This is a genomic window from Allobosea sp. AAP35 (genome assembly GCF_001295925.1).
Lineage (GTDB): Bacteria > Pseudomonadota > Alphaproteobacteria > Rhizobiales > Beijerinckiaceae > Allobosea.
The window spans coordinates 1-13566 of sequence record NZ_LJHQ01000021.1; the positions used below are offsets into that span (position 1 = coordinate 1).

Annotated in this window: 11 protein-coding genes; 4 read left to right on the forward strand and 7 right to left on the reverse strand. The window is 66.1% G+C overall.

The features are described 5' to 3' along the window. Window positions 1–204: 204 nt before the first annotated feature. Entirely contained in the window at window positions 205–1320 is a 1116-nt protein-coding gene (locus tag IP69_RS08655) for a M20 family metallopeptidase (RefSeq protein WP_054142424.1), read from the forward strand. A gap of 155 nt (window positions 1321–1475) precedes the next feature. On the opposite strand, the gene gyrA is transcribed toward IP69_RS08655, so the two are convergent. Continuing rightward, complete coding sequence (gene gyrA, locus IP69_RS08660) at window positions 1476–4262, reverse strand: DNA gyrase subunit A (RefSeq protein WP_054142425.1); 2787 nt, start codon at window positions 4260–4262, stop codon at window positions 1476–1478. 371 nt (window positions 4263–4633) lie between these two features. On the opposite strand from gyrA, the gene IP69_RS08665 reads away from it, so the two are divergent. Continuing rightward, window positions 4634–5266, forward strand: a complete 633-nt coding sequence (locus tag IP69_RS08665) for a MarC family protein (protein WP_054142426.1) — start codon at window positions 4634–4636, stop codon at window positions 5264–5266. Between the two features lie 124 nt (window positions 5267–5390). After that, window positions 5391–5939 (forward strand): hypothetical protein, encoded by a 549-nt coding sequence (locus tag IP69_RS08670; RefSeq protein WP_054142427.1) that lies wholly within the window; start codon window positions 5391–5393, stop codon window positions 5937–5939. Between the two features lie 6 nt (window positions 5940–5945). On the opposite strand, the gene IP69_RS08675 is transcribed toward IP69_RS08670, so the two are convergent. From IP69_RS08675 to IP69_RS08690, 4 genes are all read right to left on the reverse strand, one after another. Then, window positions 5946–6245, reverse strand: coding sequence for a type II toxin-antitoxin system RelB/DinJ family antitoxin (locus tag IP69_RS08675; protein WP_054142428.1), 300 nt, complete (start codon window positions 6243–6245; stop codon window positions 5946–5948). Window positions 6246–6464: 219 nt separating this feature from the next. Then, window positions 6465–7451 carry a tripartite tricarboxylate transporter substrate binding protein gene (locus IP69_RS08680; RefSeq protein ID WP_197279762.1) on the reverse strand — a complete coding sequence of 329 codons (987 nt, stop codon included), beginning with the start codon at window positions 7449–7451 and terminating at the stop codon, window positions 6465–6467. 38 nt (window positions 7452–7489) lie between these two features. Continuing rightward, window positions 7490–8251, reverse strand: coding sequence for a class II aldolase/adducin family protein (locus IP69_RS08685; protein ID WP_248306770.1), 762 nt, complete (start codon window positions 8249–8251; stop codon window positions 7490–7492). A 107-nt stretch (window positions 8252–8358) separates the two neighbouring features. Next, a complete protein-coding gene (locus tag IP69_RS08690) occupies window positions 8359–9285 on the reverse strand; it encodes a LysR family transcriptional regulator (protein WP_082359162.1) in 927 nt (308 codons plus the stop codon). Between the two features lie 285 nt (window positions 9286–9570). On the opposite strand from IP69_RS08690, the gene IP69_RS08695 reads away from it, so the two are divergent. Then, a complete protein-coding gene (locus IP69_RS08695; RefSeq protein ID WP_054142432.1) occupies window positions 9571–10281 on the forward strand; it encodes a L,D-transpeptidase in 711 nt (236 codons plus the stop codon). A 70-nt stretch (window positions 10282–10351) separates the two neighbouring features. Here IP69_RS08695 and IP69_RS08700 read toward each other — a convergent pair whose 3' ends face one another. After that, window positions 10352–11548, reverse strand: coding sequence for a homoserine O-acetyltransferase (locus IP69_RS08700; protein ID WP_248306771.1), 1197 nt, complete (start codon window positions 11546–11548; stop codon window positions 10352–10354). 103 nt (window positions 11549–11651) lie between these two features. Then, complete coding sequence (locus IP69_RS08705; protein WP_197279764.1) at window positions 11652–13409, reverse strand: AsmA-like C-terminal region-containing protein; 1758 nt, start codon at window positions 13407–13409, stop codon at window positions 11652–11654. Window positions 13410–13566 lie beyond the last annotated feature (157 nt).

Below are 13566 nucleotides of genomic sequence, written 5' to 3' on the forward strand. Positions count from 1 at the left end.
GGGGGGGGGGGAGTGGCGGGGGCGGGCGCTCGTCCTCGAGCCATCTCGACGACGATATCCCGTTCTAGGCCGGATTCGCCGTTCCAGATTGCATGCGACAGCAAGGCCGGGGCATCGCTCCGGCCTTCTTCATGCCGTCACAGCAGGGCGCCTGCGATGCGGGCCGTCTTGTCCGGGCTGCGCGTCCCGGTCACAGTCGGGCCTATGAACAGCCTCGATCCCTCCGTCTCCGCCCTCTCCGTCTGGCTCGCCCTGGAGAGTCCCACCCACCACACGCCCGGCGTCAACGGCATGATGGACCTCGTCGCCGGCGAGGTCGAAGGCCTGCCGATCGCGGTCGAGCGCATTCCGGGGCGTAATGGGCTCGGCGACAGCCTGATCCTGCGGGCGGGGCTGGCCACCGGCGAGCCGGCGATCGCGGTGATGTCGCATCTGGACACGGTCCACCCCGTCGGCACCAGCGCGCATGATCTGCCGGTGCGGGTCGAGGGCGACCGGCTCTATGGGCCCGGCGTCTACGACATGAAGGGCGGCGCCTGGCTGGCGCTCCAGGCCTTCAAGCAGGTGGCGCTCGCGGGCAGCGCGAAGCGGCCGCTGGTCTTTCTGTTCACACCCGATGAGGAGATCGGCTCGCCGACGACGCGCGGGTTGATCGAGGATATCGGTCGGACGTCCGCTGCCGTGCTCGTCACCGAGCCGGCGCGCGAGGGCGGCAAGATCGTCACGGCGCGGAAGGGCGTCGGGCGCTTCGAGGTCAGGCTCGAGGGCCGGCCGGCGCATTCGGGCGCGCGCCATGCCGATGGTCGCAGCGCGATCCGCGAGGCGGCGCACCAGATCCTGGCGATCGAGGCGATGACCGATTATGCGCGCGGCGTCACCACCACGGTCGCGCTGATGGGCGGCGGCACGGCGGCCAATGTCATCCCCCAGCATGCCTGGTTCAGCGTCGATCTGCGCGTCGCCAGCGCCGCCGATGGCGTGGCCCTGGAGAGCCAGATCCTCGCGCTCTCGCCCAGGGACCCGGATGTCCGCATCAGCGTGACCGGCGGCATGAACCGGCCGCCTTACGAGAAGTCGCCTGAGGGCGCGGCCTTGTTCGAGACGGCGCGCGCGATCGCGGCCGGGATCGGCTTCGACCTGCAGGATTGCGCCATGACCGGCGGCGGCTCCGACGGCAACTTCACCGCCGCGCTCGGCGTGCCCACCCTGGACGGGCTCGGCATCGACGGCGAGGGCGCCCATACGCTGTCGGAATACGGGCTGATCTCGTCGATCGCTCCGCGCCAGGCGCTGATCAAGGGGTTGCTGGAGACGGTTTGAAGGCTGCCCGGGCCGTCATTCTCGGGCGAAGCGAAGCGCAGACCCGAGAATCTCCTGCCGCAAGAGGCGCTGTTGGCGCGCCTTTCTGGCCTGAGATGCTCGGGTCAAGCCCGAGCATGACGTCAGCGTTTTCCCAGCCCTCAGAGCGAAGCGCCTCACGCCTCGCCATTCCCCTCCGGCGTCGGGCCGGCTTCCGCCTCGCCCTCTTCGCTGTCGCCCTCGTCGCCGATGCGCTCGACCGAAACGACCTTTTCGCTGGCGTCGGTGTTGAACACCGTCACGCCTTGCGTCGAGCGGCCGGCGATGCGGATGCGGTTGCCCGGGCCGGCATCGACCGGCACGCGGATGACCTGCCCGCCATCGGTGACGAGCATGATCTGGTCGCGCTCGTCGACCGGGAAGGAGGCGATCAGCTTGCCGTTGCGGTCGTTCACGACCATGGCGACGATGCCCTTGCCGCCGCGCCCGGTGACCCGGTACTCGAAGGACGAGGTGCGCTTGCCATAGCCCTTTTCCGACAGGGTCAGGATGAACTGCTCGGCAAGCTGCATCTCGACGCGCTTGGCGCCGAGTTCGACCTCGCCGGACGTCTCCTCGCCATCGGCGGCGGCCTCGACCGTCTCCTCGCCTTCGCCGGTGAGGGCGCGGCGCTGGGCGGCGGCATCCTTGAGATAGGTCGCGCGCTCCTCGGGCGTGGCATCGAGATGCTTCAGAATGGCGAGCGAGATCACCTCGTTGCCCCTGCCGAGATTGATGCCGCGCACGCCGGTGGAATCGCGGCCCTTGAAGACGCGCACATCGGTGACCTCGAAGCGGATGCATTGGCCGGCCGAGGTGGTCAGCAGCACATCGTCGTTTTCGGTGCAGATCTGCACGTCGACGATATGGTCGCCCTCGTCGAGCTTCATCGCGATCTTGCCGGCGCGGTTGACGTTGACGAAGTCCGACAGCTTGTTGCGGCGCACGCCGCCGGACGCCGTGGCGAACATCACGTCGAGCGTCTCCCAGCTCTCCTCGTCCTCCGGCAGCGGCATGATCGTGGTGATGCGCTCGTTTTTATCAAGCGGCAGCATGTTGACCAGCGCCTTGCCCTTGGCATTGGGCGCCGCCAGCGGCAGGCGCCAGACCTTTTCCTTGTAGACCTGACCTAGCGAGGAGAAGAACAGCACCGGCGTATGGGTGTTGGCGACAAAGAGGCGGGCGACGAAATCCTCGTCACGGGTGGCCATGCCGGAGCGGCCCTTGCCGCCGCGCTTCTGGGCCCGATAGGTCGAGAGCGGCACGCGCTTGATATAGCCGGCATGGGACACGGTCACGACCATGTCCTCGCGGGCGATCAGATCCTCGTCGTCGAGGTCGGAGCCCCAATCCTGGATCACGGTGCGGCGCGGCGTGGCGAACGCCGCCTTCACCTCGGCGAGCTCCGCCTTGATGATATCCTGGATGCGGATTCGCGAGCGCAGGATGTCGAGATAATCGGCGATCTCGGTGGCGAGCTTCTGCAACTCGTCGCCGATTTCGTCACGGCCGAGAGCGGTCAGGCGGGCGAGGCGCAGCTCGAGGATGGCGCGGGCCTGCGCATCCGACAGGCGATAGGTGCCGTCGGCATTGATCGGGTGGCGCGGATCGTCGACCAGCGCGATCAGCGGGGCGATGTCCTCGGCCGGCCAGTCGCGGTCCATCAGCGAGGCGTGCGCAGCCGCGGGCGTCGGCGCGGTGCGGATCAGGCGGATGACCTCGTCGATATTGGCGACCGCGGTGGCCAGGCCGCACAACACATGGGCGCGCTCGCGGGCCTTGTTGAGCAGGAAGCGCGTGCGCCGCGAGACGACCTCTTCGCGGAACTCGATGAAGGCGACGATGAAGTCGCGCAGATTGAGGACTTCCGGCCGGCCGCCGGTCAGCGCGACGAAATTGCAGCCGAAGGAGGTCTGCAACTGGGTGAAGCGGTAGAGCTGGTTCAGCACCACATCGGAGAGCGCGTCGCGCTTGATCTCGATGACGACGCGCACGCCCTCGCGGCTGGATTCGTCCCGGAGATCCGAGATGCCCTCGATGCGCTTCTCGCGCACCATGTCGGCGATCTTCTCGACCATCGAGGCCTTGTTCACCTGATAGGGAACCTCGGTGACGATGATCGCCTCGCGCTCCTTGCGCAGTTCCTCGATATGGGTCTTGGAGCGCATCACGATCGAGCCGCGGCCGGTGTGATAGGCGGCGTGGATGCCGCTGCGGCCCATGATCGAGGCGCCGGTCGGGAAGTCCGGGCCGGGCACGATCTCGATCAACTCGTCGATCGTGATCTCGGGATTGTCGATCAGCGCGACGCAGGCGTCGATGACCTCGCCGAGATTATGCGGGGGAATGTTGGTCGCCATGCCGACGGCGATGCCGCCGGCCCCGTTGACGAGCAGGTTGGGGTAGCGCGCCGGCAGGACCTTGGGCTCGCGCTCCTTGCCGTCATAGTTGGGCTGGAACTCGACGGTGTCGAGGTCGAGATCTTCCAGCAGCGGCATCGCCGCCTTGTCGAGCCGGGCCTCGGTGTAACGATCGGCGGCGGGCGAATCGCCGTCCATCGAGCCGAAATTGCCCTGGCCGTCGATCAGCGGCAGCCGCAACGAGAAATCCTGCGCCATGCGCACCAGCGCGTCATAGACCGCGAGATTGCCGTGCGGATGGTATTTACCCATCGTGTCGCCGACGATGCGGGCGCATTTGGTGTAGGGCCGGTCGGGCAGGTTCTTGTTCTCATGCATCGAGAACAGGATGCGCCGGTGCACGGGCTTGAGGCCGTCGCGGACATCGGGCAGAGCGCGGCTCACGATCACGCTCATGGCGTAGTCGAGATAGCTCTTCTTCATCTCGTCGGTGATGGCGATCGGCTTGATGTCGCCGCCGAAATGCGGCTCGTCCGGGCGCTTGTCGTCTTTGTCGTCGCTCAAGGGATTGGGTCCCGATTCCGGTTATTTTTCAGCCTTCTGGCTAACCGATTCCGCCGGTTTAGGCCAGCGAAAGGCTCATTTCTCCCACGAAATTAAACCCTCGCGATGTCAATGGCTTGGCCGGGTTTTCGAGACGCGCCGCCGACGAGTGGTCGTGGCGTGCCCCACGGCCGCCGCAATTGCCTCGGCCGTCATTCCGGACAAGCCGCGAAGCGGCGCCGATCCGGAATCCATGATCGGGCACTGACAGCCCTCTATGATGGATTCCGGGTCTGCGCTGCGCTTGCCCGGAATGACGGCACGGTCTCGACCATCGTGATAGCCTTGCACGTGACGTGACGCCTCGGCGCCGTCATGCCAATGCTGTCGCCATGCATCTCGACTTCCTCACCTCCGCGCTCGTCACCCTGCTGGTCACGCTCGATCCGCCGGGGCTGGCGCCGATCTTCCTGTCGCTGACGCAGGGCATGTCGGCGGGCGAGCGCCGGCAGGTCGCGATCCGCGCCTGCATCATCGCCTTCTGCATCCTGGCCTTCTTCGGGGTGGCGGGCGACATCGTCCTGAAGGCGCTCGGCGTCTCGCTGCCCGCCTTCCGCATCGCCGGCGGCCTTCTGCTGTTCTGGATCGCCTTCGAGATGGTGTTCGAGCGCCGCAGCGAGCGCAAGCAGCAGACCGCGACGACCGCGATCACCCAGGATCACATCCGTAACGTCGCGGCCTTTCCGCTGGCGATCCCGCTGATGGCGGGGCCGGGCGCGCTCACCGCGATCATCCTGCTGGCGGGCCGCGCCGAGGGCGACCCGCTACGGCTGGCCGCACTGGCGCTGATCTGCGGGCTGGTCATCCTGTCCTGCCTCGCCGTGTTCCTCCTGGCCACGCCGCTCGCCCGCCTGCTCGGCATCACCGGCAACATCGTGCTGACGCGGCTGCTCGGGGTGATCCTGGCGGCGCTGGCGGTCCAGTTCGTGATCGACGGGGTGCGGGCGGTGGTGCGGGCGGGGTGAGCGCCTGCGGCTCATGGCTTTCCCAGCAGCTTCAAGAACGCGATCTGCGAGATATCGAGTCACTGCTCTTTCTAGAACAAGTCAGTCTGACTGATCATTTTGATGCGTAGCTGATGAGAGTCGAATGACAACTCCCTATGATGTGGGCGAACATACGAAAACAGCCTTCGCGTACTTTGGCCGAGCATTCTATGCCGCAAACGTCTTCGAGTCCGGTTTGCAGATCGCGATCATGTTGCTCGAGTTCTTCGCTGAACAAGAAGCCAAGATCCGAAAGGAGGGCAGGCAGAATTTTAGCCGAGAGCTTTACGAAGCCGAGTTCGACACATTTTTCGCGCAACAGTTTGCGCAATCTCTGGGGAATTTGATCAAGCGAGCCCAATCATTGGCGGCGATGCCCGATGATCTCAAAGCGCGAATATCGCGCGTAAAAGCACGTCGCGACTTTCTCGCCCACCATTTCTTTCGCGAGCGTGCCATCGATTTCGCGAGCAGGGCGGGTAGAGATAAAATGATTGAGGAGCTTGAGCACGATCACGACCTATTTCACGCGGCCGACCGCGATTTGAGCGCGTTTCTTTCGCCTATTCGCCGCCGTTGGGGCATGACGGAAGAGCGTCTGGATAGGGCATACAAAGAGATGCTGGCGGAAAACGATCTCGAAGACGATTAAAGCCATTCAAGCTTCCGCAAGGCGCTTACGGTCGATCAGGGCCTGCACCTCGTCCATCACCTGCTCCTGCCGCAGGCGGGGCCTCGGGTCAGCCAGGGCTTCGCGCACCTTGGCTTTAAACCATGCATCATGGGCTTCGGGATCGACAGCAAGGCCAGCGGGGAGGCCGCCTTCCTTGACGACGCGTGTCAACAGGATGCGCACGGCGTCCGACACGGACAAGCCGCAGCCGGCGAGCGTTTCTGCCGCTTCCATCTTGAGATCATCGTCAATCCGAACATGCAGCATAGAGGTGCGTGCGGCCAATGTGAGGTACTCCGTTGTTGGTTGATGACGTATGTCTCTCAATTGAGAGACAGGCAAGCTGATCGTCACGGCCTCGTCGGAATACTATCCACCGCAACATCGCTGAACTTTCGTGCTGAGACGGCCGTCGGGCGTGATCGGGGTAGGGACGGCTGCCGGGGCAATCCCTTGACATGCCGATTCCGTGCCAGAATCCGTTAAGTTCTCGCGGCCAATTCGCTATTCGCCAGGCTTGATATCGAGTTCGCGCGTCAGCCGGCCGAACCTCTCCAGATCATCGGCCACAAGCCGCGCCATCTCGGACGGTGAACCGGGCGATGGAACCAAGCCGCTCGCTTCCAGCTTGGCGGCGATGTCGGGTGCGGCGATGGCCCGAGCCGACGCCGTGCTCAGCTTTTCGACGATGTGGATAGGTGTCCCGGCCGGCAGCGCCAGGCCAAAGAAATTCGGCAGAAGCGGGTCATCCGTGAAGCCCAATTCGGCCATGGTCGGCACGGCGCTCATCTGCGGCAACCGGCGCTTGTCTCCCAAGGCGAGTGCCTTGACCTTGCCGCTCTGCATCAGGGCCAGCGCGGCCGGCGGTGTGGCGATCGTCAGCGCGACCTCGCCCGTCGCCACGGCCGTCACGGCTGGCGGTGCTCCGCGATAGGGGACATGGACCAGCTTGACGCCGAGACGCCGCGCAAGCGCCTCGATGTTGAAATGCGCCATGCTGCCCTTGCCGAAGCTGGCATAGGTCAGCTCGCGGGTCTTTGCGAGCGCGACCAATTCGGCGAAACTGTTCACGCCGAGCGCCGGGTTGACGACGAGGACATAAGCCCCCGTGGCGACGACGCCGACATAGGCGAAGTCGCGTTTGGCATCGATCGCCTGCTGGGGCATCAGGATCGGGTTGATCCCGAAGACCTCACGCGGCGCCATCAGCAGCGTGTGGCCATCGGGCTCGCCGCGCGCGACGGCGGCGGCTCCGACCATTCCGTTGGCGCCAGGCCGGTTCTCGACGACGACGGCTTGGCCGAATTCGCTCCGCAGCTTCTCGGCGACGAGCCGCGCCGCGAGATCGACCGCGCCTCCGGCGGGATAGGGCACGATGAGTTGGACGGGCTTGCTGGGAAAGGCGGCGGGGCCCTGCGCCAAGGATGGCCTGGCGAAGCATCCCGCGCCAAGGGCGACGAGCATTGTGCGGCGAGACAGGGATTGATCCATGGACTGTACCTCCCGTGTTGATTGTTGTCTGCTTGACGTCATTCGATCGTCGCGCCACGCGACCACTGCTCCCAGGCGCGATCCATCGCAAAAGGTGTCAGGTTGAATTCTGCGGCCGATGCGGCCTCGTTGGCCGTCAGCGAACGAACGGCGCCGATCTGGGCCGCCCGCCATTGCACCTCGGCATTGCGCGCGCCGTAAATCGCGCGGAAGACCAACTCCCTGACCGAGCGGCCCGCGACCGTCGCGCCGTGCCCACGCATCAGGACGGTCCAGTTTGTCGCCAGGGTCCGCGCGAGCGAATTGCCCTGTTCGCGCGTCGAGACGATCAGGTTGGTGTCGCCGAACTCGTCCTGGCTGTCCCAGAGGGGGACCGTCTGGCCCATGGTCGCGCCGAGATGGAAGACGGGGACGAGGCGGGCATCGCTGGTGCAGAACGGCATGAACGAGGGGGCGTGGTGGTGGCACACCGCCATGACATCGGGCCGCGCCCGGTAGATCGCGCCGTGGATGCTCCGTTCGGCGAAGATGCGCGCCTCGCCTGGCGAGACGAGCTCATCGTCGAGATCGAACTCCAGGACATCCTCAATCGTCACCAGTTCGGCCGCCCGGACACGCGGCATCAGGTAGCGCGAGCCGACATCGGGATGGCGGGCCGAGACATGCCCGAAACTGTCGAGGATGCCCTCGCGCGCCAGGATCCGGCTGGCGAGTGCGATCTCGGTCACGCAGTCGCTCAGCCCGGCCGCCTTGCCCGGGTCATGATCGGGCGCGGGCATAGTCAGCAGGTTTGACACCATCGGGCCGTCCCTCGATCGACGCAGGGCCGTCGCAGCCCATGGATGGAGGATGGCGCCGCCGGCAGGACGAAATCCAATGCGATCGGCTTAGGTCAGTCCTAAGCGTTTCATGCAGACGCGGAGACCGACAGCGGTTGACCCAGCCCGGCCATGGCCTCCGACAAGGGGATCATCGCCGCGACCACAGCTTCCCGGATGATCGGCAACGCGGCGAGGCGGCTGGCCTTTCGCAGACCGGCGAGATGGAGCGTGCGCCGGAGTACGGGCGCGACGATCGGCCGGGCGCGCAGGGTTCCCGCTGCGACCTCTGCCAGGACCGTACCGAAAGGCAGGATGCCGGCGGCGGGGCCGCGCGCGATCAGGGCCTTGATGCCGGAGATCGAGCGGATTTCGTGCTCCAGGCGGATCACAAGCTCGTGCTCGGCCGCCATTCTGTCGACCAGCGAACGCACGCCGTCCCGTGGCTCGGGCAGGATGAGCGGTTTGGCCAAGGCCTCGCCAAAACTGATGGGACCGGTGCCACCGCCGACGGCGGCCGTGACGAAGACGAGGTCTTCCTGATAGAGCGCCCGCTTCCACAGCCCAGGCGCATCGGCCACTTCATAGGCAAGGATCAGATCGAGATCGCCCCGATGCAGGCTATCGACCAGCAGATGGCTCATTTCTTCGGTGAGACTGAAGGCGAGGCTTGGCGCATCGTGCGATATGCGCAGCAGAAGTTCGGGGCCGATGATCTGCATGAGGCTGGGCGTCAGCCCGAACCTGACCGCCTCCTGCGCATCACCGCTAACCTCCCGGCGCGTAAGGTCGACGAGTTCCAAAATCTGGATGGCGCGCGCAAGCAGCGTCTGACCGGCGGCGGTCAGCGAGACGCCACGCGAATGGCGCGTCAGCAACGAGACGCCAAGCTCTTCCTCGAGCTGTTTGATCTGCATGCCCAGCGCCGGCTGCGCGATCCGAAGCTCGTCCGCCGCCCGTGTGAGATTGCCGGTCTCGGCCACGCGGGTGAAGTACTTCAGTTGACGCAGGTTCACGTGGGCTCCGTTCGAGCGGGCGCATCCGAGATGCGTGTCAGGCTCGTGAGCAGCTCAGCGCCGTGCCCGGACATCTCACTTTGCCTTCCCGGCTGCGCTCCTTAAGCTGCTGCGGGCAGCAGAGTGCGAGCCGCTTGACGTGGCCGGCGGTTTTGCCCGACGAGCCCAGTAGACAGCCCGGACTTGCCAGAATGGACGCCTGACGGCATTCTCAGCCGCTGAAGCGGTGAGGACGGTCAGGCGGACAGCATGGCGCGTTGCATCAGACATGGAAAGCCTCCGATCATGATCAACGACGGTGAAAAGGCCGGTTTCGGCACGCACGGCGAGACGGCCGGGCTCGGACGTCGGACGGGACGTCTCGACCGCCGTTCGTTTCTGGTCGGTTCGGGCGCCGGTCTCGGCGCACTGGCGCTCGGCGGTTGCGCCACCTCCGACGGCATGAGCCTCGCCGAGGCGCAGAAGCTCTACGGGCCTGTGCCCGAGGAGAAATTCCCGATTCCCGCCGCCGATGTCAGCAAGGTGGATCCGAAATATTTCCGTCGCAGGGTGGCCTACCCGACCAAGGAAGCGCCCGGAACGATCATCGTGGATCCCGGCAATTACTATGTTTATCGGATCGAAGGGGACGGGCAGGCCACCCGTTATGGCGCCAATGTCGGGCGCGAGGGCTTCCTGTGGAATGGCGACGCCTATATCGGACGCAAGGCCGAATGGGCGACCTGGACACCACCCAAGGAGATGATCAAGCGCCAGCCGGAGGCCGCCAAATACGCGCGCGGCATGCCCGGCGGCCTCGACAATCCGCTGGGCGCCCGCACGCTCTATCTCTACCAGAACGGGTCCTACACGCTCTACACGATCTATGCCTCGCTCGATGAGGAATCGATCGGCTCGGGCATCACGAGCGGCTGCGTCGGCCTGCTCACGCAGGATATGATGCATCTCTACGATCAGACGCCGGTGAAGACGAAAGTCGTCGTGCTGCCAGCCTAGCGCCGATCGGCGCGGCTCGCCCGGGACGACTCGGGCGCGTTGGCGACGGAGCGGCGGCCGCGCGCCGGTCCTATTTCTCCAGAAACACCCGGATCGCGCCCTCGGCCTGCTTCATTGAGATGACGCCGTCGAGATGGCCGCGCGCGCCCTGGATATGGACATGGGTGAGGGCGACCCCGCCCGCCTTCAGCGTTTCGGCGGTGCGGTCGACCGCGTCGGCGGTGAAGACTAGATCCTTGGGCTGGGTGATCAGCAGCACCGGCGCCTTGATCCTGGTGGCCGCATCGGCGAGCGAAGTTCCGCCTGCCGCGAAGAGCTGGTTGGCCTTGACCAGATAAAGGAAGTGGTTGGCGTCGGAGACCTTGGCGCGGGCCTCGCCGGCATGGTCGAGGATGCTTTGGATCTGAAACAGGTTGCCGAGCGCCTTGGCCGGGTCCTCGCCCTCCTTGGCGGCGCGGCGGCCGAAGGTGGCATTGGCCCAGTCGGCATGGTTGGCCTGTAGCGTGACCACGGCGAGCGCCTTGGCGAGCCCGGCATGGGGCGGTGTCCTGCCGTAATAGTTGCCCTTGTTCCAGTTGGGATCGACCAGGATAGGCGCCGCCCAGACATCGAGCCAAGCGATCAGCTGCGCATCGGCCTCGCCGGCCCCGATCACCGGCATCGCCTTCGCCACCATCTCGGGATAACGCGTCGCCCATTCAAACGTCTGGAGAGAACCCATCGAGGGGCCGGCGACCAGTGCCAGCCGCTTGATCCCGAGGCTTTCGACCAGTGCCTTCTGGACCTCGACAAAGTCGCCGATGGTCACGACGGGAAAGTCGAGCGCGTAGGGTTTGCCGGTGTCGGGGTCGATGGAGGCCGGGCCTGTCGTCGTGGTCCTGGGATCGCCGGTGTTGAGATTGACCAGCGTGTCGGAGGACAGGACGAAATATTTGTCCGTGTCGATCGCCTTGCCGGGGCCGATGATCGCGTCCCAATAGCCGGGAGCGGCGTCCGTGGCTGCGTATCTGCCGGCCGCGTGCGAATTGCCCGAGAAGAAATGGCAGATCAGCACCGCGTTGGATCTGTCGGCGTTGAGCGTGCCGTAGCTCTCCCAGCCGACCCTGACATCCTTGAGGGTGCGCCCGCTTTGCGTGGTGAACTGCGGAAGGGCGAAGACCTTCTTTTCGACCATGACCTCCTGCGCGCCCGCCGGCTGTCCCATCGTCATCAAATCCATCGCCACCCATCCCACGATGCCGGCCGTGGCCGCGATCCAGTGTTTCACCGCCGCTCTCCTCGTGAAGATCCTGGCCCGAACGGCCGCGCTGCGGCCCCGATGCTCATCCAAGCGGATTTCAAAGCGCGACGGAAGCGGGATCAGGTGGATGTCAGCGCAGAAGCAGCGGAGAGACGCCGGTTGCCCCGATGGGACGCAGCATCGATTCCGCTTCGAGCTCGAAAGCCGGGGCGTCGAACGGGCCGCTGAGACTAAAGGGCAGCCGGAGAGGTCCGGTCAGGGGCTGCAGCAGCGCGGCCATGTCGAGTGTCCGGTCGGCCAGCGCGGCGGTGCCGATCAGCGTCAGCCGATAGCCCGGGCCGAGCATCTGCGCGTCGTTCAGCGTCAGGACGCCGTTGGTGATGATGGCGCTGGCGCCTGCGGTCTCGAACGTGGTCTTGCCTTGGCGCCAGTCGCGCAACGCCAGGGCCGGATTGCGCTCCGCCCGGCGCAGCAGGTCGCCGAAGGCAAAACCGGCAACATCGCCCTGACGCAAGCTGACCACGGCCTTGCCGCTCAGCGAGGCCAGAATCTCGGGCAGAGCGCGGCCGAGCCCATCGAGGCTGAACTGCAGCGCGCCCGTGCCGGTCAGGCGGGCCAATTGCGGCAGGTCGCCGCCGGCCTGGCCGAGATTGATTCTGTCGAGCGCACCACTCGTCTTGATGTCGATGCCGCCCGTCGTCGTCGTGGCGAGCAGGCGGCCCTTGGCACTGCCGCCATAGGCACCGGCGCGCAGGATGCCCGCCTCGAAGCGGCCCTTCTTGACCAGGAGATAGGTCGCGACATCGGTAAGCCTGCCGCCGTTGAGGCGCGCGGCCTCGACCGAGACGCGCAGGTCGATGTCCTGCGTGGTCCAGGCCTCGAAGGGCAGGGCCGCGGCGGCGGGGCTGTGATCGGGCGCGGCGATGTCGAGACGGGAGATCGCCCGTCCGAGATCGAGCTGGGCCCCCGCCAGCGTCCCCGAGAGCGAGGGCCGCCCGCCCGAGAAATTGAGATTGAGCGCCCCGTCGAGACGGTCCCCGTCAAGCCTTGCGACGACATTGGTCAGCGCCGTGTCATGAGGACGGATCCGCGCTTCGCTGGTGAGGCTGAAGGCACCGATGGCGGTCGCCAGCCGCGGCGTCTCGCCGAACCAGCCGAGGAGTTCGGGCAGGGAGCGCGTGCTCAGAGTCAGTTGCCCGGTGGTGATCGGCTCGGGTGCGCTGCTGCGGATCCCATCGAATTGCAGCTTCAGCAAGGGCGCGTTGACGGAGAGCGTCGTCTTGCCGCGACCCATCGCGACGGGCCAGAGCAAGCCGATCTCGGCCGGCACGCCGCGCCAGGTCAGGGAGCCCGAGACCGTCAGCGCGTCCTGCGGCTCGCGTTCGGCGAGCACGAGGTTGACGTCGCGCAGGATCGTCCGGATCGTGTCCGGAGCGCGCAGGAAGATCGCGCCGGCGGTGATGACGATCCGGCTCTGGCCGCGAAGGCCCTCCAGGTAGTCGAGCGGAGCGGCCAACCACTCGGCGAGGCTTTCGCTGTCCGCCGACACGGCGACGTCGATCTGCGGTGCGACGAGTTCGATCCGGCTGAAATCGAGGCGTCCGGCCAGCAACGGCAAGAGCTGCGCCTGGGCCCTGATACGCAAGGCACGGCCTGCGACCGGCCCCTCGCGCTGGGCAAAGGCCACCTGCGACAGGCTGATGCGCGGCAGTGGCAGCAGCGCGATCTCGGCACGTTCAAGCCCGCTCACCACAAGACCCGTGCGGGCCTCAATCGCGGCGATGACGTGCTTCTCGACCCGCGCGACCGCAATGCCCCAGGACTGCAGGCCAAGCAGTCCGAGCACCAGAACGAGACTGTAGGCGAGGATCGAGGTGCGCCGCGTCATGGTCCTTCGAAAACGGTTTGGACCGACGAGGCGGCCTGCGCTGCTCCGCGGCGATGGAACGCCTTTGGGCAGCTTCGCCAGCCGCATCGACGGGCCGCCCATAAAGCCGGAATGACCGGTGAATCAGCCTGCAATGCGGCGGCATCCTTGCTGAATC